Source organism: Rossellomorea sp. NRS-1567 (assembly GCF_050467885.1).
Taxonomy (GTDB): domain Bacteria; phylum Bacillota; class Bacilli; order Bacillales; family Bacillaceae_B; genus Rossellomorea; species Rossellomorea aquimaris_C.
The window spans coordinates 227,381-245,532 of the sequence record NZ_JBITPL010000024.1 but is presented as its reverse complement, the minus strand read 5'-3'; the positions used below and the strand labels follow the sequence as shown (position 1 = coordinate 245,532).

Annotated in this window: 19 protein-coding genes and 1 other annotated feature; of the genes, 15 read left to right on the top strand and 4 right to left on the bottom strand. The window is 44.5% G+C overall.

Features of this window, described 5'->3' with window-relative positions; all coding sequences use genetic code 11:
- Positions 1-8 precede the first annotated feature (8 nt).
- The gene (locus ACIFOD_RS17585) at positions 9-1,352 is read right to left on the bottom strand and encodes a sodium-dependent transporter (protein ID WP_430315695.1); all 1,344 of its coding nucleotides are present in this window, start codon (positions 1,350-1,352) and stop codon (positions 9-11) included.
- Positions 1,353-1,431: 79 nt separating this feature from the next.
- Positions 1,432-1,643, bottom strand: a binding site (T-box leader).
- A 223-nt stretch (positions 1,644-1,866) separates the two neighbouring features.
- Between ACIFOD_RS17585 and ACIFOD_RS17580 the strand changes: the two genes are divergently transcribed.
- The gene (locus ACIFOD_RS17580) at positions 1,867-3,024 is read left to right on the top strand and encodes an NAD(P)/FAD-dependent oxidoreductase (protein WP_430315694.1); all 1,158 of its coding nucleotides are present in this window, start codon (positions 1,867-1,869) and stop codon (positions 3,022-3,024) included.
- Between the two features lie 62 nt (positions 3,025-3,086).
- Positions 3,087-4,643 (top strand): ABC-F family ATP-binding cassette domain-containing protein, encoded by a 1,557-nt coding sequence (locus tag ACIFOD_RS17575; protein WP_397553082.1) that lies wholly within the window; start codon positions 3,087-3,089, stop codon positions 4,641-4,643.
- A 46-nt stretch (positions 4,644-4,689) separates the two neighbouring features.
- On the opposite strand, the gene ACIFOD_RS17570 is transcribed toward ACIFOD_RS17575, so the two are convergent.
- Positions 4,690-5,391, bottom strand: a complete 702-nt coding sequence (locus ACIFOD_RS17570) for a GntR family transcriptional regulator (protein ID WP_430315693.1) — start codon at positions 5,389-5,391, stop codon at positions 4,690-4,692.
- 554 nt (positions 5,392-5,945) lie between these two features.
- On the opposite strand from ACIFOD_RS17570, the gene ACIFOD_RS17565 reads away from it, so the two are divergent.
- The 13 genes from ACIFOD_RS17565 (at position 5,946) to paaX (ending at position 16,937) form a co-directional block, all read left to right on the top strand.
- Positions 5,946-7,271: a phenylacetate--CoA ligase family protein gene (locus ACIFOD_RS17565; protein ID WP_430315692.1), complete on the top strand. Its 1,326-nt coding sequence runs from the start codon at positions 5,946-5,948 to the stop codon at positions 7,269-7,271.
- Positions 7,272-7,343: 72 nt separating this feature from the next.
- A complete protein-coding gene (gene paaA, locus ACIFOD_RS17560; protein WP_430315691.1) occupies positions 7,344-8,312 on the top strand; it encodes a 1,2-phenylacetyl-CoA epoxidase subunit PaaA in 969 nt (322 codons plus the stop codon).
- Between the two features lie 15 nt (positions 8,313-8,327).
- The gene (gene paaB / locus ACIFOD_RS17555; RefSeq protein ID WP_113968566.1) at positions 8,328-8,684 is read left to right on the top strand and encodes a 1,2-phenylacetyl-CoA epoxidase subunit PaaB; all 357 of its coding nucleotides are present in this window, start codon (positions 8,328-8,330) and stop codon (positions 8,682-8,684) included.
- Positions 8,657-9,499: a 1,2-phenylacetyl-CoA epoxidase subunit PaaC gene (gene paaC / locus ACIFOD_RS17550; RefSeq protein ID WP_430315690.1), complete on the top strand. Its 843-nt coding sequence runs from the start codon at positions 8,657-8,659 to the stop codon at positions 9,497-9,499. Before paaB ends, paaC begins: the two co-directional genes overlap by 28 nt.
- Before the next feature lie 13 nt (positions 9,500-9,512).
- On the top strand, positions 9,513-9,992 hold the full coding sequence (gene paaD, locus ACIFOD_RS17545) for a 1,2-phenylacetyl-CoA epoxidase subunit PaaD (RefSeq protein WP_397553076.1): 480 nt from the start codon (positions 9,513-9,515) through the stop codon (positions 9,990-9,992).
- Positions 9,993-10,033: 41 nt separating this feature from the next.
- Positions 10,034-10,342, top strand: a complete 309-nt coding sequence (locus ACIFOD_RS17540; protein ID WP_113968569.1) for an EthD family reductase — start codon at positions 10,034-10,036, stop codon at positions 10,340-10,342.
- Positions 10,335-11,114 (top strand): enoyl-CoA hydratase/isomerase family protein, encoded by a 780-nt coding sequence (locus ACIFOD_RS17535; RefSeq protein WP_430315689.1) that lies wholly within the window; start codon positions 10,335-10,337, stop codon positions 11,112-11,114. Before ACIFOD_RS17540 ends, ACIFOD_RS17535 begins: the two co-directional genes overlap by 8 nt.
- A 12-nt stretch (positions 11,115-11,126) precedes the next feature.
- The gene (locus tag ACIFOD_RS17530; RefSeq protein ID WP_430315688.1) at positions 11,127-11,900 is read left to right on the top strand and encodes an enoyl-CoA hydratase-related protein; all 774 of its coding nucleotides are present in this window, start codon (positions 11,127-11,129) and stop codon (positions 11,898-11,900) included.
- Between the two features lie 24 nt (positions 11,901-11,924).
- Positions 11,925-13,442 carry an aldehyde dehydrogenase family protein gene (locus tag ACIFOD_RS17525; protein WP_430315687.1) on the top strand — a complete coding sequence of 506 codons (1,518 nt, stop codon included), beginning with the start codon at positions 11,925-11,927 and terminating at the stop codon, positions 13,440-13,442.
- 70 nt (positions 13,443-13,512) lie between these two features.
- A complete protein-coding gene (locus ACIFOD_RS17520; RefSeq protein ID WP_430315686.1) occupies positions 13,513-14,388 on the top strand; it encodes a 3-hydroxyacyl-CoA dehydrogenase in 876 nt (291 codons plus the stop codon).
- Complete coding sequence (locus ACIFOD_RS17515) at positions 14,385-15,590, top strand: thiolase family protein (protein ID WP_430315685.1); 1,206 nt, start codon at positions 14,385-14,387, stop codon at positions 15,588-15,590. The genes ACIFOD_RS17520 and ACIFOD_RS17515 overlap by 4 nt, the downstream gene beginning before the upstream one ends.
- Before the next feature lie 97 nt (positions 15,591-15,687).
- Positions 15,688-15,894: a hypothetical protein gene (locus ACIFOD_RS17510; protein WP_430315684.1), complete on the top strand. Its 207-nt coding sequence runs from the start codon at positions 15,688-15,690 to the stop codon at positions 15,892-15,894.
- A gap of 167 nt (positions 15,895-16,061) precedes the next feature.
- Positions 16,062-16,937: a phenylacetic acid degradation operon negative regulatory protein PaaX gene (paaX, locus tag ACIFOD_RS17505; RefSeq protein ID WP_430315683.1), complete on the top strand. Its 876-nt coding sequence runs from the start codon at positions 16,062-16,064 to the stop codon at positions 16,935-16,937.
- A 49-nt stretch (positions 16,938-16,986) separates the two neighbouring features.
- On the opposite strand, the gene ACIFOD_RS17500 is transcribed toward paaX, so the two are convergent.
- Together ACIFOD_RS17500 and ACIFOD_RS17495 are read right to left on the bottom strand one after the other, a co-directional pair.
- Positions 16,987-17,652, bottom strand: a complete 666-nt coding sequence (locus ACIFOD_RS17500; RefSeq protein ID WP_430315682.1) for a DUF1129 family protein — start codon at positions 17,650-17,652, stop codon at positions 16,987-16,989.
- A complete protein-coding gene (locus tag ACIFOD_RS17495; RefSeq protein ID WP_430315681.1) occupies positions 17,645-17,980 on the bottom strand; it encodes a PadR family transcriptional regulator in 336 nt (111 codons plus the stop codon). The genes ACIFOD_RS17500 and ACIFOD_RS17495 overlap by 8 nt, the downstream gene beginning before the upstream one ends.
- Between the last annotated feature and the right edge of the window lie 172 nt (positions 17,981-18,152).

The following is an 18,152-nucleotide window of genomic DNA, read 5'->3' as shown; positions in this document are numbered from 1 at the left end:
ATCATCTATTAGAATAGGCCCAATACATCAAGCATGACAATTACGATTAGCAATGGAGCTACAAAGCGGATCAGGAAGAACCAGGTTTCGAATAATCCCCTCTTAAATCCACTTCCTTGCTTCAACTCTTCGTAAAGTGCTGTTTTCTTCATTTTCATAGGTACGAACAATGCAATAAGCAGTGCTCCAATCGGAAGCAGTACATTACTGACAGCGAAATCAGCCAAGTCAAAAATGGTCTTACCGAATAGGGTGATATCCCCAAGTATCCCAAATGATAATGCAGATGGAATACCGAAAACAAAGATGGCAAGTCCGATGATCCAAGACCATTTTTTACGCTTTTCAGGTTCTCCTTTTGAAATGACCGAAACAATGATTTCGAGCATGGAGAACGCGGAAGTTAATGCAGCGAACAAGAACAGGACAAGGAAAGCAATGAAGAAGAACATCCCAAAAGGAAGTTGACTGAACACGGTCGGTAAAACATTAAACAGTAGTACCGGGCCCGCCCCAGGTTCTAAATCAAAGGCAAAGACTGCTGGGAAAATGGCCAAGCCTGCTAACAGTACGATGAAGATATTCATAGCCACAATGGATATGGCTGATCTGGGCAGGCTCTGTGTTTTCGGCAGGTAAGAACTATATGTCACCATCACCGATACACCCACACTTAGCGTGAAAAACGATTGTCCCATCGCTTCTAATATCGTTTGTGATGTCACCTTTGAAAAGTCAGGTTGCAACAGGAATGTGATTCCATCCATGGCATTATCAAGGGTTACAGCACGAACGACCAAAAGAATAAATAAGATAAATAATGCCGGCATCATGATTTTACTTGCCAGTTCAATCCCTTTTTGAACCCCTTTAGCGACCACGATGATGGTCATCAAGATGAAAAGGAATTGAACAAACACACTTGTTACAGGATTCGAGATCGTTGCACCAAATACTTCTGCGTATTGATCCGAGGAAAGATTGTTCAATTGACCCGTAATGGCTTTAAATAAATAAACAACAATCCATCCGCCAATCACGCTGTAGAAGGAGAGTAAGATAAAGGAAGTAACCATTCCAAGAATCCCGACCCAATGCCAGCGTGTACCTGGGGCAATTTTCCGATATGAATCAACGGCATTGCTCTCTGCAGTCCGTCCGATGGAGAATTCAGCCAGTAGTAATGGAAGTCCGAGTAATAAAGTAAAAAGAATGAAGATCAGGAAGAATGCTCCGCCTCCATTTTGACCAGCGATATAAGGGAACTTCCATATTGCCCCCAATCCAATCGCAGATCCTGCTGCCGCTAATATAAAGCCAATCTTTGATGACCATTGTTCACGTTGACTCATTCTCATTCTCCTTTCTGTTTATTATTGACATGTGGGGGGTGCCGCTTTCAAATAACACAAAAAAATCGCCCCTACATATCGTAGGGACGATTTGGATATCGCGGTACCACCCTAGTTATGAGAAAACATTTCTCATCACTCTTCACACATAACGGCCTTAACCGTCTTTTGATCTCGTCAAAAGAAGCTCCGGAATCGAAATTCACCAATCATCTTTGTACCGGTTCACACCGACCACCGGCTCTCTTTAACAGGGAAATGTTCGCTACTTGTTTCCATCAAAGCTTATTCAATATTAGGTTATACAATTTTTATCATGAAACAAAACAACTTGTCAATATATTTTGAAAAAAGTAGTGAGAATTGTCTGGAATTGTTGGTGGTATTTGGTGTGGTCAGGATGTAGGCTGTACTGGTACAACAAGATCAAACTCCTTGAAAACCGCATCTCCATTGAGTTCCCCCTTCTTCTCAAGTAGAATGAAGAAAAAACGTAATGAAAAAGGTGTTTTAAATGAAATCATATATTGTGGTCGGAGCTGGAATTCTTGGGGCTTCTACGGCGTATCATCTTGCTAAGGCCGGAGCGCACGTAACAGTAGTAGACCGTCAGGACCCTGGACAAGCAACCGATGCTGCGGCGGGGATTGTCTGTCCGTGGCTGTCCCAGCGCCGGAATAAAGTGTGGTATCGACTGGCCAAAGGCGGTGCGAAGTATTATCCGCTCATCATTCAGCAGCTGGAAGCAGACGGGGAAACAGAAACAGGATATAAGCGTGTAGGGGCGATCAGCCTTCATACCGATGAAAATAAGCTTCGGAAAATGGTGGAGAGGGCGGAAAAACGCCGGGAGGATGCACCTGAAATCGGAGAACTCACGATTCTTACGGCTGAAGAAACACGTCGACATTTCCCACTTTTATCTGAAGAATATCAAGGTGTTCATGTAAGCGGGGCGGCACGAGTTGATGGAAGAGCGATGCGGCAGGCGCTTATAAATGGAGCCAAAAAGAACGGGGCGATATTCCGCCAAGGGGATGCCAGGCTTCTGAAAGAACATAACCGGATCACAGGTGTCACAATAGACGAAGAAAAGCTTGCAGCAGATGAAGTGATTGTCACAGCAGGTGTTTGGGCGAAGGAACTTTTTGAGCCACTGGGAATAACCTTTATGGTATCTTCCCAAAAAGCGCAAATTCTTCATTTAGAGGTAAAGGGTGAAGAAACGAGTGGGTGGCCTGTCGTCATGCCGCCGAATGACCAATACCTTCTTGCTTTTCCTGAGGGAAGAGTCGTAGCAGGAGCCACACATGAAAATGATAGGGGGTCCGACCGTCGGGTGACAGCAGGTGGTTTATATGAAGTACTTCACAAAGCGATAGAAGTGGCACCCGGCATCCATGACAGTACAGTGTTGGAAACGAGGGTGGGGTTTCGCCCTTTCACTCCCGGTTTTCTCCCCGTTTTCGGAGCGATGCCAGGACTTCCTGGGGTGCTGGTAGCGAATGGACTTGGAGCATCCGGACTGACGGTCGGCCCATATCTTGGTTCGGAGCTTGCGAAGCTTGCACTCGGTGAACCTACTGAACTGGATCCTGCCGACTATGATGTAGCAGGGGCCACCCGAGTAAAGGAAGAAAAAAACACCAGCTCATTTCCCTCTATCTTCTAAGCGTAATGACCCTTATAATAAAGGGAGCGAATTTTAGTATATAAAGAAAAGGTGTTTACAATATGAGTTTATTATCAGTTCAAAATTTGACTCACGGTTTCGGTGACCGTGCGATTTTTAATGACGTTTCTTTCCGTTTGTTAAAGGGTGAGCATATCGGCTTGATCGGTGCCAACGGAGAAGGAAAGTCTACCTTTATGAACATCATTACAGGAAAGCTTGAGCCCGATGAAGGAAAAGTGGAGTGGGCGAAGCGAATTCGTATCGGTTACTTAGATCAGCATGCGAAGCTTAAGCAGGGCATGACGATTCGGGATGTGCTGAAGACAGCCTTTCAATACCTGTTTGACATGGAAACAGAAATGAATGAGTTATTTGCAAAAATGGGAGAGGCAACTCCAGAAGAGCTGGAAGGATTGCTGGAAGAAACCGGGACTCTTCAAGACGCCCTTACGAATAATGATTTTTATATCATTGACGCAAAGGTAGAAGAAATTGGGCGAGGTCTGGGATTAGATGATATTGGCTTGGATAAGGATGTTCACGATTTAAGTGGAGGACAAAGAACGAAAGTCTTACTGGCTAAACTCCTACTTGAAAAACCGGAAATTCTATTACTCGATGAGCCGACCAACTATCTTGATGAACAGCATATCAATTGGTTGAGACGCTACCTGCAAGAATATGAAAATGCGTTTATCCTGATCTCACATGATATTCCATTTCTAAATAGTGTCATCAATCTTATTTATCATATGGAAAATCAAGAACTGAATCGTTATGCGGGAGATTACCATGAATTCAAACGCGTCCATGAAATGAAGAAGCAGCAACTTGAATCAGCTTTCAAGAGACAGCAACAGGAAATTTCGGAGTTGAAGGATTTCGTTGCCCGTAACAAAGCGCGAGTATCCACTCGAAATATGGCGATGTCCCGTCAGAAGAAGCTGGATAAGATGGACATGATTGAACTGGCTGCCGAAAAGCCGAAGCCTGAGTTTCATTTCAAACAAGCAAGAACCGCCGGCAGGGTCATTTTTGAAACGAAGGATCTTGTGATCGGTTATGATGAACCATTGTCCAAACCACTCAATCTCAAGATGGAACGCGGTCAGAAGATTGCTCTATCTGGAGCAAACGGTATCGGGAAGACGACTCTACTACGAAGTATTTTAGGAGAAATCAAACCCATTTCAGGTTCAGTGGAGCTGGGAGACTATCTTCATATCGGTTATTTTGAACAGGAAATCAAGACAAAAAGTAATAACACGTGTATTGAAGAGGTGTGGAATGAGTTCCCATCCTTCAATCAAGCGGAAGTGCGTGCTGCCCTGGCGAAATGCGGCCTGACGACAAAGCATATCGAAAGCAAGGTAGAAGTGCTGAGCGGTGGAGAAAAAGCGAAGGTCCGCCTATGTAAATTGATGAACAAAGAATCGAACGTCCTTGTATTCGACGAACCGACCAACCACTTGGACGTTGAGGCCAAAGAAGAATTGAAACGGGCCCTTAAAGAATACAAAGGTACCGTTCTCTTAATCAGTCACGAACCTGAATTCTATCAGGATGTGGCGACAGAAGTATGGAACTGTGAAAACTGGACGACGAAATTATTCTAATTGTAAAAGCCGGTTCCCACGCAAAGACAAGGTGGGAACCGGCTTTTTACGTACATTCATCTACTAAAACAGACTCAAGTGAGGAATACCCATTATCCTCCAATCGCAAATCATCAAAACTATGCTTCATATGAAGATCGATCAGTTCCAACAAAGTTTGCTGATCTTTGTCTTCGATCGCCTTTACCATTTCTTCATGTTCGCGGAAACGGACGTTCTCACCTGGTTCGACATGATAAAACACATCAAATAAAAACAGATAGACGTTAGACTGAGTAAGCATTTCATCCATATATCGTAACAGGAATTTATTCCCGCTGACTTCTGCGAGGAATAAATGAAACTGTTTATTGAGCTCGACGTATTTTAACAGGTCCTTTTGTTTGTAGGTTTCCTGTTCGTTCTCAAGAAACTCATAAAGCTTTGACATATGCGATTTTTTCACCTTTGGGAGGCCGTATTTTACAGAAAGGAATTCTAGTTCTTTCCTTAATTCGAAGAAAGATATAATCTCTTCTTTTGTAGGATGGACGACAAATGCGCCTCGATTCGGAATGATCTGAACCAGTCCTTCGGCTTCCAGTCGTTTCAACGCATGTCGGATGGGGGTTCTGCTCACATCCATCTTCAGAGAGATGATTTGTTCCACAAGCTGGGTTCCCGGAGCGATCTTTCTGGCAAGTAAGGCATCTTTCAGTTGCCCATACACTCTAAACTCTGCAGTTTGTCTCTTCTTCACTTTCATCATCCATTCAGGTCTATTATTTCATAATGTCTATCATATACGAAAAAGAGGCTGATCCAAAATCAGGTGCCTCCAAATTCCTAAAATGACACCTGACAAGATTTTTTAGGGGAAAGTCAATATTTTTAAGAAAATACAACTTATAAAGGGTGATTTGCATTTTTCCGTCCCTCAAGGGAAGCACCTGAGGTTAAACTTCACCCATACTTTAGTTGGTTTATATAACTTGGGTACAAATAACGGCGAAAATTTTATTTTAACGGCGAAATTCTGATTTTACCGGCGAAATCTCACTTTTATCGGCGAAATTCCAAATATAACGGCGAAACGGATTCTCACGCCACTCTATGACCCGCATCCAAAAAAGATACCTTTCCACAAGCTTGCTTCTTACCTAGCTGCCACCGAATTTACTTTGATTAAATTTTCTGAAAATATATTGACAATTTCCAACAGAAACGTTATCTTTTGAGTAGATAAATATAACACATAATTACATAAACGAATTAATAACGTTATATAAATATATTTTTATATAGTGACAGGAGGCCGATACGTTGATTTTGCATGAGATTGAAACTGCCAGTCGATCGCAAATGGAACGCCTTCAACTAGAGAAATTACAACATATTGCTGCTTATGTGTATGAACGAGTCCCTTTTTACCGTGAACAATTTGATCTGAGAGGTCTGAAGCCGGAGAATATAAAGTCTTTGTCAAACCTCAAAATGTTACCGCTTACAAAAAAGAAAGATTTACGGGAGAATTACCCTTTTGGCATGTTTGCGGTCAAGCGTGAAGAAATGGTAAGGGTCCATGCATCTTCAGGAACAAGTGGAAAGCCAACGGTTGTAGGGTATACCCGGAACGATATCAACATGTGGGGAGAAATTGTGGCCCGGGCCATTGCCATGTCAGGTGGAAAACCCGGGGACGTCCTTCATAATGCATATGGATACGGACTATTTACAGGTGGTTTGGGTCTGCATTATGGGAGTGAGAAGCTGGGGATGATCACGGTGCCGGTATCGGGCGGAAACATGTCCAGACAAATCACTTTATTGGAAGACTTTCAGCCCACGGTCATATGCGGCACCCCATCTTACGTTCTCAATTTGGCAGAATCGATGGAGGCACAGGGGAAGGATCCGGCTTCACTATCCTTACGATATGGAATATTCGGGGCTGAGCCCTGGTCGAATACGCTGAGAGAAACATTGGAAAGAAAGCTCAATATTAAAGCGTGTGACATATATGGCTTAAGTGAAGTCATCGGCCCTGGGGTTGCCATGGAATGTCACGAAGCACAGGATGGCCTTCATATTGCCGAAGACCATTTTCTCGTGGAAGTCATTCATCCTGATACATTAGAGCCGCTGCCGGAAGGGGAGGTCGGGGAACTTGTCTTTACGAGCTTAACGAAGGAAGCCTTTCCGATCATCCGTTATAGAACCGGAGATATCGCTTCGATTCAGCACGGAAGATGCTCATGTGGACGAACGACGGTGAAGATGTCCCGTGTTAAGGGAAGGGTGGATGACATGCTCATCATCAGGGGAGTGAACGTCTTTCCATCTGAAATGGAACACTTCTTGCTTCAGATAAGGGAGCTTGCACCACATTATCAGGTTCACTTAAAGAAAAAAGGGGCACTTGATATGGTGGAGCTGCAGGTTGAGGTCACGGATGAATGCTACCAAGAAATGTCTCAAGACATAAATCATGAAGGAATCAATCATTTGGAAGCAAAAGTGAAAAGCCTCATGAAAGATCGTTGCTATGTTTCCATGGATGTGAAAATCAGGGGACCGAAAGAAATCCCCCGATCAGAAGGGAAAGCCATCCGGATTGTGGATCTTAGAGGAGAAGCTATGTTTCAATAAATTTTTTTGAGAAAAAAGTTATCACACAATATAGTTCCCGCGTAGTAACTGTGTGATAAAGGAGGAGCTACAATGAGTGACGTATTATCAAATCAACAACTGACGGACGAAGAGCGTATGGCTCATTTTATGAGAAAGATTGAAAAGGACGAAAAGATCGAAGCGGATGATTGGATGCCGGATGAATATCGAAATGCACTGATCAAGCTGATTTCCATGCATGGGATCAGTGAAATCATGGGGGCACTTCCGGAGAAGGAGTGGGTACCGAAAGCACCTACACTAAGAAGGAAGCTTGGAATCATGGCAAAGGTACAGGACGAGATGGGCCATGGACAGCTTCTGCTTCGTGTAGCGGAAGATTTAATGAAGCCTTATGGGAAAACAAGAGAGCACATTATGAGAGATTTGTTTTCAGGAGATTTAAAGTTTCATAACGTCTTTCACATGGAGGCGCCTACTTGGGGAGACGCTGGATTGATCGGCTGGCTTGTGGACGGGGCAGCGATCATCACTCAAACGAATATGCTCCATGCCTCATACGGGCCATATGCCCGGGCGTTAAAGCGGATTTGTGCGGAAGAAGTGTTCCACGCACAGCATGGTGAAGCCATCATCATGGCTCTGGCAGAAGGGACTCCCGAGCAAAGGGCATTAGTTCAGGATGCAGTGGACCGCTGGTGGGAATCGCTTCTTATGTTCTTTGGACCGGGTGACGCGAAAACGACAGGTTCCTCTAAGCAGGATATCACCATCAAGTACAACATCCGGACGAAAACAAATGAACAGCTGAGACAGGACTTTTTCACGAAATATGTTCCGAGGATGCTGTCGTTAGGACTGACTCTTCCTGATGAAACAATGTACTTCGATGAAGAAAAGGAGTTATGGATCTATAAGCAGCCCGACTGGAACCGCTTCAAGGAAATCATTCGGAACAATGGGCCGAAATCAAAGGATCGCCTTCGTTTAAGAGAATTATCCTACGACAATAATGCGTGGGTTCGAGAAGCATTAAGCCCTAGTGACCAAGTAAGCTAGAAGGGAATGAGTTGGATGTCTGACAAGGGGCAGAACTTTTATCAGGAATTTGAAGTGTTTAGTAAGAGGACGGACGGTGCGCAGATGCAGCATCAATTCAGTCTGTTGGCTCCCAACCATGAGCTTGCCATGGTGATGGCCCAAGAGAATTTCATGAGAAGAGAGCCGGTTTCGGATATATGGGTTGTGAAGCGGTCAGACGTGCGGATGATGACACCCGAGGAAAGAGAGAGCGTCGGCCGTCTTGATAATAAAGATTACCGGAACGCCAAAGGCTACGGTTATCTGAAGAAGAAGTGGAGACAGTACGAACAGGAAATGCTCGATGAGAAAGAAATCATGTCATGGGGAGAGTTGGTGAAGAAGAAATGAAAGTGAAAAGTCCAAATGACATCCCGAACGCAGATTATAAAGAAGCGCTTCTGAGCCTGCTCTATCAACTGGCCGACGATGATTTCATCCTTGCGTACCGCGGTTCTGAATGGCTGGGACTCGCTCCTCATATTGAAGAGGATGTCGCGTTTTCCTCCATTAATCAAGACACGATGGGGCATGCCACAATGTTCTATCAGCTCCTTGAAGAGTTAGGGGAAGGGGATCAGGACCATCTGGCACATGGAAGGAAGGCGTCAGAACGCAGAAATGCCATCTTACTGGAAGAAGTGAATGGCTCAGGACACTACTTACAAGAACCCCGTTACGACTGGGCCTTTGCTGTTGTACGACATTATTTCTACAGCGTCGCCAAAAAGGTGCGTATTGACTCGTTAAAGAACTCCTCCTATGAACCACTTGCTGAAATGGCGATCAAAATCAACACAGAATTATATTATCACCTGCTGCACTGGAAAACCTGGTTCATTCAATTAATGAATGCAGGCGGGGAAGCAAGGGAGCGAATGAATAAGGCGATTGAACGAGTATTAAATGAATTCCAGGGAGTCCTGACCCTGGGGCCACTGGGGAAAGAAATGTCACTTATGGCTCTGATCGAAGGAGAAGAAAGCTTAACGAAACGATGGGAGCTGGCCCTTCAACCGGTCTTCCAAACTACTCAACTATCCTTTCCTCCTAATGTAAGCATGAAAAAAGGGAATGGACGCTTAGGTGAACACACTGCTGAACTGGATACGGCACTTTCTACATTAAGCGAAGTCTATAACACAAATCCCGCAGCAAGCTGGTAAAGGATGAAGAAAAATGACTGCAACCGTTTTAAATGTTCTTCAAACTGTGAAAGATCCTGAGATAGATTCCATCAGCATTGTGGATCTTGGGATGGTCAATCGCATACATCACCAGGAAGATGCTCTGATGATTGAACTCCTCCCAACCTTTGTAGGCTGTCCTGCATTGGACATTATTAAAGGAAATGTGGAGAAGGCTTGTCGGGATCAGCTTGGAATTCAATCCGTACAGGTGCAATTTGTCTATTCGCCTCCCTGGACCTCCGACCGGTTAACCGAAAATGGCCGGGAGAGACTGAAGGAATTCGGCATCGCACCCCCGCCTGAACATTTCACCGGGGAAGAAGATTGGGAGATTCATTGTCCATACTGTGATTCCCCCTATACCTCCATGGAGAACCTGTTCGGTCCTACCGCCTGCAGAAGCATTCTATACTGCAAGCAATGCCGTAACCCGTTTGAAGCCATGAAACCAATATCAACAATGATGTAATAAACTATTAAACTACTGAAAATCAAAGGAGAGATTCCACTATGGTAAAACTAATCGCATTGTATAAGCATCCTGAAAACAAAGAGAAATTTGATGAGCATTACTTCAATACCCATGCTCCGATCACGGCAAAAATTCCTGGCCTTAAAAAGATGGATGTAACGAAAATCGTCGGTTCACCTATGGGTGGGGAAGGCAAATACTACTTAATGTGCGAAATGTATTATGACAATCATGAAGCGATGAAAGCTGCCATGAAATCCGATGAAGGCAAAGCCTCCGGGAAGGACCTTATGGGCTTCGCCGCAGAGTTAGTCACTCTTATGATCGGTGAAGAAGTGAATGAGTAAAGAGTTCGAATATATCGTAGTGAGCGAGAGGGACGGACTTGGTTTTATTGAATTGAATAGACCTAAAGTTTTGAACGCCATCAATCGTCCTATGGTATCGGAGCTGGTCAATGCTTTCGAGGCATTTGATCGGAACGAGAGTGTGAAAGCAATTGTTTTATCCGGTAGGGGCAGAGCCTTTGCTGCAGGAGCAGACATTGATGAAATGGCAGAGGACGGAGCCATAGATTTAGAGCTCTTGAATCAATTCACGGAATGGGACCGCCTGGCCTGGATTAAGAAGCCGATCATCGGAGCGGTCCAGGGTTTTGCATTAGGGGGCGGGTTTGAGTTAGCTCTATGCTGCGACATTCTATTCGCTTCAGAGGATGCAAGCTTCGGGTTTCCTGAGGTGAATCTTGGGGTCATGCCTGGAGCAGGTGGAACCCAGAGGCTCACCAAGCTGATAGGGAAATCAAGAGCGATGGAATGGCTGTTATCGGGAGACATGTTTACAGCCACGCAAGCTCTCGAGTGGGGAGTCATCAACCGGGCGATTCCGAAAGAGTTATTAATAGAAGAAACCGAGAAGTTTGCGAAGAAATTAGCTGCAAAGCCACCGCTTTCCTTGAGATTAATCAAAGAATCTGTCCATAAAGCCGTTGATTCTTCGATTTATGAAGGGATGCAATATGAGCGGAAGAACTTCTATCTTCTTTTTGCCTCTGAAGATCAGAAAGAAGGCATGAAGGCTTTTGTGGAAAAACGGAGACCGAATTTTAAAGGGAAATAAGGAGGCTGCCGCATGTTTGAAACGATTAAATATGAAGTGAAGAATAACGTAGCCTGGATTACCTTGAACCGTCCTGATAAGCTGAATGCTTTCATCCGTCAACTCAATCTGGAAATCCAAAAGGCGATGAAGGACTCTTCAAGAAATGAAGAAGTTAGAGCCATCGTGATAACAGGTGAAGGCAGGGCTTTTTGTTCTGGTCAGGATTTAAGCGAAGTGGATGAATCGATGGATCATGGAGAGGTCCTTCGAAATAACTACGGACCGATGGTGAAAGAAATTGAGCAGTGTGAAAAGCCGGTCATTGCAGCCGTCAATGGAGTGGCGGCAGGAGCGGGCTTCAGCCTGGCACTTGCCTGTGACTTCAGACTTGTGTCTGAGAAAGCGAGCTTTGTGCAAGCATTTGTGCATGTCGGATTAGTCCCGGATTCAGGGAATCTTTATTATTTATCAAAGATTGTTGGCTACGCAAAAGCGCTGGAACTGGCGGTGTTTGGAGAGAAGATAAAGGCGGTCGATGCAGAAAAGCTGGGTCTTGTCACGAAAATCATATCGCTTGAAGAGTGGCAGGAAGAGACGGCGGCGTTTGCCGAAAGAATCGCCTCCATGCCAACGAAGGCAATCGGCATGATGAAGCGTTTATTAAAGGGAAGCGCGGATCTATCCTTCAACGAATACTTAGAAAAAGAAGCCTGTGCCCAGCGGATTGCAGGCAAGACACAAGATCACCGCGAAGGTGTGACAGCATTTATGGAGAAAAGAAGACCAGCCTTTCACGGAAAATAATTCAATCAAAAAGGAGATGGAGTTATGTCTACAGTAAAAGAGCAAAGCTTTGAAGTTCTTGAAATGAAAAGAGAACACTATTCATTGGTGATCAACGGTCAACGTATGGAAAGTGGTTCAGGTGAAACCTTTACGACGTACAATCCAGCGACAGGTGAGGCAATTGCTACCGTTTCACTGGCATCTGTGGAAGATGCTGAAAAAGCGGTTGAAGCAGCGAGAAACGCGTTTGATTACGGTAAGTGGAAGAAGTTCCCGATCAATAAGCGTTCCCGTGTGCTCAATAAAATTGCAGGCATTATGAGATCACGTTTTAATGAACTTGTCTCTCTTGAGATCATGGATAGCGGGAAATCACTATCCGCCGCCCAAGGTCAAGTGATGCAAGCGATCGAAGACTTTGAATTCTATGCAGGAGCGATTGTGGGCCATCGTGGAACGGTCAATAATGTACCAGGTCAATTCATGAATGTTGCGGAGAAAGAGCCGGTCGGTGTATGTGCTCAAATCATTCCGTGGAATTATCCATTGATGATGGCAGCGTGGAAAATTGCGCCGGCTATTGCGGTAGGCTGCTCGGTTGTCGTAAAACCTGCAACTCTTACACCGCTGACAGCCATCGTACTTGGTGAAATCTGTATTGAAGCAGGAGTTCCTGAAGGAGTTGTAAACGTCATTCCTGGTGCAGGTTCTTCAGTCGGCAATTACTTAGTCGAGCATGAAAAGGTTGATAAAGTAGCCTTCACAGGTTCCACTCCTATCGGTAAAAACATCATGGAAAAGGCGTCTCAAACCCTAAAGAGAGTCACTCTTGAATTAGGTGGGAAGTCACCAAACATCGTATTTGAAGATGCAGATGTCGATGCAGCAGTGGATGGTTCCCTGTTCGGAATCTTCTATAATACAGGTCAGTCCTGTGAGGCGCGCTCCAGACTGTATGTACATGAAGATATCTACGATGAGTTCATGGAAAAGTTCGTTGAAAAGACGAAGAAGCTCAAACTGGCTGACCCACATGATAAAGGAACTCATATCGGGGCGATCATCAACCAGAACCAGCTGGATACGATCGACGGTTATGTTCAATCAGCCAAAGAAGAGGGGGCAACGATCTTATTCGGGGGAAGCCCTGCCAAGGTTGAAGGCTTCGAAAAAGGCTATTGGTATGAGCCGACCATCATTACAGATGTGAATCACGACATGAAGGTTGTAAAAGAAGAAATCTTTGGACCAGTTGTAGTGGTAATGAAATTCAAAGATGAAAAAGAAGCGATCAAAATGGCCAACGATAGCGAATATGGCCTTGGTTCAGCGGTATGGACTCAGAACCATGGCCGTGCGACAAGAGTATCCAAAGCGATCCAAGCCGGAATCGTGATGGTCAACTGCCCGTTCTCCGCATTCCCGGGTACTCCATTCGGTGGCTACAAGCAGTCCGGATTCGGCCGTGAGCTTTGCATTGAAACGCTCGATCTTTACACAGAAACAAAGAGTATCATTTCTTACTTCGGAAACCGTCCGTTAAACCCATTTGGTTTGTAAGAAGAAATAAATAAGCAGGGGGTTGTCCTATCAGGGTCAACCCCTTATTGCAAGAAAGGGGAAAACAAACATGACACAGCATATCGTGGTAGTTGGTTCCGGAGTAATGGGTAGAGGGATCGCCTATGTAAGTGCAGTTGGAGGCTTCCGGACCACACTGGTTGATATTAAACAAGAACAGTTGGATCATGCCAGGAATGAGATTGGGCACATTTTCCAAAAAGGAATTGAAAAAAATAAGCTTACTCAGCAACAGTACGTAGAAGCAAAAGAGCTTATGAGCTATTCAACGAATCTTTCGATTGCCGTACGGGATGCCGATGTGGTCATCGAAGCGGTTCCGGAAAAAACAGACATCAAGCGTGGCGTATTTGAAGTGCTGGACTCGCATGCCCCGGAGTATTGCTACCTGGCAACGAATACCTCCACCATGAGCCCGACGGAAATTGCCTCATTTACGAAACGGCCTGACAAAGTCATTGCCATGCACTTTTTCAACCCCGTACATAAAATGCCACTCGTTGAAATCGTGAAGGGCTTGGAAACAAGTGATGAAACGACGGAGGTCATCCAGCAAGTAGCCCGCCTGATGGGGAAAGAAACGGTGGTCATCAATGAGTTCCCTGGTTTTGTCACAAGCAGAATCTCTGCCCTGGTTGGGAATGAAGCCTTTTACATGCTCCAGGAAGGACTCGGTTCTCCTGAAGAAATCGATAAAGCAATCAAGCTCGGATTAAATTACCCGATGGGTCCATTTGAACTTGGAGATTTAGTCGGACTGGATACCCGATTGAATAATCTTAAGTACCTTCATGAAAAGCTTGGAGAAAAATATCGTCCGGCCCCTCTTTTAGAGAAATATGTAAAGGCAGGACGACTTGGCCGAAAAACGGGTAAGGGTGTATATGATTACTCTGAAACAAAGGAAAAGGAGCATCAGTCATGAGAGAGGTTGTCATTGTCGATGCTGTCAGGACCCCGATTGGAAAATACAAAGGCTCTTTAAAAGAGGTGCGCCCTGATGATTTGGGTGCACATGTGATTAAAGCCCTCGTCGAACGAAATCCCCTCGTCCCGGTGGATACGATTGAAGAGGTGGTACTTGGAAATGCAAATGGTGCCGGCGAGGACAATAGGAATGTCGCGCGGATGTCGACACTCCTGGCAGGTCTCCCTGTTGAAGTCGGGGCCACCACCATCAACCGTTTATGCGGTTCTGGACTGGACGCTGTGAACTATGCGGCGAGAGCCATCTTGGCTAATGAAGGAGATGTGTTCATCGCAGGCGGGACTGAAAGTATGACGCGGGCTCCGTACGTCATGGAAAAGCCTTCAAAGGATTACCCAAGAGGCAATATGGAAATGTTCGATACGACGATCGGGTGGCGCTTCGTCAATTCCCGTCTCAAAGAAAAATACGGGACCGATTCCATGCCGGAAACAGCCGAAAACGTGGCGAAACAGTTCGGCATTTCGAGGGAAGAACAAGATCACTTTGCTTACTGGAGCCAAATGAAAGCGAAACGTGCCATGGATGAAGAACGGTTTAAAGAGGAAATCGTGCCCGTTGAATTACGTGACCGTAAAGGGAACCTTTCTACATTCCAGTTCGATGAACACCCAAGGCCAGATACGAATAGTGAGAAACTGCAGAAGCTTAAGCCCTTATTCCAAGGAGGAACGGTGACAGCTGGGAATGCATCAGGAGTCAATGATGGTGCATCCGCCCTTTTATTAATGAGCAGGGAGAAGGCAGAGGAATTAGGTGTTACACCGCTGGCCCGCTACATGACATCGGCCACTTCAGGGCTTGAACCTTCAGTGATGGGTCTGGGGCCGATCTATGCCACACAGAAGGTACTGAAACGGTCAGGCCTTGCCCTTGACCAAATCGGCTTAGTGGAGCTTAATGAAGCATTCGCAGCACAATCCATTGCCTGCATCCGTGAGCTTGGGTTGAATGAAGAGATCGTCAATGTCAATGGAGGAGCCATCGCATTCGGGCATCCACTTGGAGCAAGTGGAGCACGTATCCTTACCACCCTTCTGTATGAAATGAAAAAGAGAAAGGTACGGTACGGCTTGTCTACCATGTGTATTGGTGTCGGGCAGGGGATTGCGACTTTAGTAGAGAATATTGAAATTTAATAGCTTGAGTCCTGTATGTGCAGGGCTCTTTTTGTGATTAGAATCGCCCCTATTTAGAAAAGATAGAAGTGAGGTGAGTGAGATGGAATTTGAAATCATGACAAAAGAAAGTGAGATTCCTTGTCTCGTAGTCGCGGATGAGGATAACGGAAGGTATTTGATAAGGAAAGCCGATACGAGTGGGGAAGTGTTCAATAGCCAGGAAGAGCTCGTGAGATGGATTGAGGCGAATTGGTCGAAGGAACAGGTTGTCAATTCGTATGAATTTGTTAAAATGCTGGAGATGTTGAGGATGTATCATTGAGGGTCAGGCTCTGTAGGTGAGCCTGATTTTTTAGTGCCTGAAATTCATTTCCAAACTTAAAAATCATGAATATTCATTTATTTTCATAGAAAGTTTATGATAATATATAAATCAAACGTAAATTTAACGTCATAAACAAACGGAATATATTTAAAGGAGAGGCACCGATGAATACACGATCAATGATCTTTACACTATATGGGGACTACATTCGACATTACGGAAATAAGATATGGATCGGCAGTTTGATACGTCTTCTGAATGAATTCGGTCACAACGATCAAGCAGTCCGTGCAGCCATTTCAAGAATGAATAAGCAAGGCTGGGTACAGGCAGAGAAACAAGGGAACAAAAGCTACTACTCCCTCACAGAACGCGGTGTGATCCGAATGGAAGAAGCGGCAAACAGGATCTTCAAGCTGAAGCCGGAGCAATGGGACGGTAAATGGAGAATCCTGATGTACTCGATTCCGGAAGAGATTAGAAGCATCCGTGATGAACTGAGGAAAGAACTGGTTTGGAGCGGTTTTGGAACCCTTTCTACAAGCACGTGGATCTCTCCTAACAATCTGGAGAAGCAAGTCCAATCCCTGATTGGGAAATACGAGATTAAGGACTATGTCGATTTCTTCATTGCTGAATATGAAGGCCCCAATGAGAATCAGCGTTTGATCGAAAAAAGCTGGGACCTGAAAGAAATCAATGACCGCTATCAGGAATTCATTTCTCACTACAGCCAGAAATACATGATCGATAAAAGTAAAATCGGAAAAGGACAAATGAGCGACGCTGAATGCTTCGTTGAAAGAACCAAGCTCGTTCATGAGTATCGCAAATTCCTTTTTGTGGATCCTGGTCTGCCTGAAGAACTTCTGCCTGAAAAATGGCTCGGGGCACACGCAGCCTCCCTCTTCGGAGAATACTACAAAGAACTTGCAGAACCAGCCTCCCGATTCTTCGAAAGTGTATTCGAAGACGGCAACGAACTCAAAAACAAAGACCTGAGCTACAACGTTATGACCCACCCATTATTATTAGACTGACAAAAACCACTTGCCGGTTTGGCAAGTGGTTTTTTTGAGGGACGGACCTCTATTTTTTCAGAAGATAAGAGATACCAAATAATAATGCCCCGGTAATGAAAGAAGCATACCAAGGAAAAAGGAACGATGGACCAAGGTCAGGCAGGAAGTAAGTAGCGCAAATTATGATGCCCATTGATACCATACCCATTGTACCTGCCTTGATGGAATCTTTCACAGGGGTTTGTTTCTCCTTGAATAAAGAATGTTTAATGATAGAGAAAATGATTTTTACCCCAATCAAACTGGAAATGAAGATGATAAGTACCAATATGCCGGAAGTGACAGGATATACTTCACTGCTTATATCTTTAAACATCGGGCCAATCAATAATAAGAGTCCTCGAAACAACAAGAAATATCCCAATAAATTAAAAGCTAATGATGAAATGAATGTAACGACATTCCTCTTCTTCTCTGTAGGAAGCTGTTCAATGATATCGTCAGCGTAAGCCTTAGGATCATCCCCTAAAATTATTCTGGCTGTTTTCCCTTCACGCTGCCCGTCAATAATATGATCCAGGATTTCCATTAATATTTCTTCGGTCTGCTGCTCAGATAATGAAAGTTGTAGGCGCATGTATATCAGAAAATCAGAATAATACTTTTCGTTCTCTTCCGATAACCCTGTTCGTTTCTGATTGTTCAATTCAATTAACTGCTTTGCTTCAATCATCATGATTCCCCCTTTTTAATAGTGAAGTGACGGGTGATACGATTTGTTCCCATTCCCTTGATATATCCGAGAGTGCTGAATGTCCTTCTTCTGTTAAATAATAGTATTTTCGGTTAGGTCCGGAATCAGATGGCTGCATTTCCCCACGGATCAGATTATTTTTCTGAAGTCGTAACAACACTGGATAAATGGTCCCTTCGCTCACATCCTGTAAACCTGAAGACTGCAATTTTTTAGAAAGTTCATATCCGTAGACCGGCTCTTTTTCAATCACAGATAGGACGCAACCATCTAATATACCCTTTAATAGCTGACTGCGGATAGACATATAGTTCCTCCTTTTTTAATACATTGCTATACAAGGTACTGATGTAAAACACAACTACCTTGCTTTACAAAGTAGTTGAATTTAGAATATGTGTTTTGGAATGAAATGTCAATGAATAATTCAAATTGATGGAAATTCTTTTCGGTACTTGTCGTACAATTCCAAAAAGTAT

Coding starts and splice junctions, on each gene's coding strand:
- ACIFOD_RS17585 (WP_430315695.1), bottom strand. CDS start 1,352: ATGAGTCAACGTGAACAATGGTCATCAAAGATTGGCTTTATATTAGCG.
- ACIFOD_RS17580 (WP_430315694.1), top strand. CDS start 1,867: ATGAAATCATATATTGTGGTCGGAGCTGGAATTCTTGGGGCTTCTACG.
- ACIFOD_RS17575 (WP_397553082.1), top strand. CDS start 3,087: ATGAGTTTATTATCAGTTCAAAATTTGACTCACGGTTTCGGTGACCGT.
- ACIFOD_RS17570 (WP_430315693.1), bottom strand. CDS start 5,391: ATGATGAAAGTGAAGAAGAGACAAACTGCAGAGTTTAGAGTGTATGGG.
- paaA (WP_430315691.1), top strand. CDS start 7,344: ATGAGTGACGTATTATCAAATCAACAACTGACGGACGAAGAGCGTATG.
- paaB (WP_113968566.1), top strand. CDS start 8,328: ATGTCTGACAAGGGGCAGAACTTTTATCAGGAATTTGAAGTGTTTAGT.
- paaC (WP_430315690.1), top strand. CDS start 8,657: ATGGGGAGAGTTGGTGAAGAAGAAATGAAAGTGAAAAGTCCAAATGAC.
- paaD (WP_397553076.1), top strand. CDS start 9,513: ATGACTGCAACCGTTTTAAATGTTCTTCAAACTGTGAAAGATCCTGAG.
- ACIFOD_RS17540 (WP_113968569.1), top strand. CDS start 10,034: ATGGTAAAACTAATCGCATTGTATAAGCATCCTGAAAACAAAGAGAAA.
- ACIFOD_RS17535 (WP_430315689.1), top strand. CDS start 10,335: ATGAGTAAAGAGTTCGAATATATCGTAGTGAGCGAGAGGGACGGACTT.
- ACIFOD_RS17530 (WP_430315688.1), top strand. CDS start 11,127: ATGTTTGAAACGATTAAATATGAAGTGAAGAATAACGTAGCCTGGATT.
- ACIFOD_RS17525 (WP_430315687.1), top strand. CDS start 11,925: ATGTCTACAGTAAAAGAGCAAAGCTTTGAAGTTCTTGAAATGAAAAGA.
- ACIFOD_RS17520 (WP_430315686.1), top strand. CDS start 13,513: ATGACACAGCATATCGTGGTAGTTGGTTCCGGAGTAATGGGTAGAGGG.
- ACIFOD_RS17515 (WP_430315685.1), top strand. CDS start 14,385: ATGAGAGAGGTTGTCATTGTCGATGCTGTCAGGACCCCGATTGGAAAA.
- ACIFOD_RS17510 (WP_430315684.1), top strand. CDS start 15,688: ATGACAAAAGAAAGTGAGATTCCTTGTCTCGTAGTCGCGGATGAGGAT.
- paaX (WP_430315683.1), top strand. CDS start 16,062: ATGAATACACGATCAATGATCTTTACACTATATGGGGACTACATTCGA.
- ACIFOD_RS17500 (WP_430315682.1), bottom strand. CDS start 17,652: ATGATTGAAGCAAAGCAGTTAATTGAATTGAACAATCAGAAACGAACA.
- ACIFOD_RS17495 (WP_430315681.1), bottom strand. CDS start 17,980: ATGTCTATCCGCAGTCAGCTATTAAAGGGTATATTAGATGGTTGCGTC.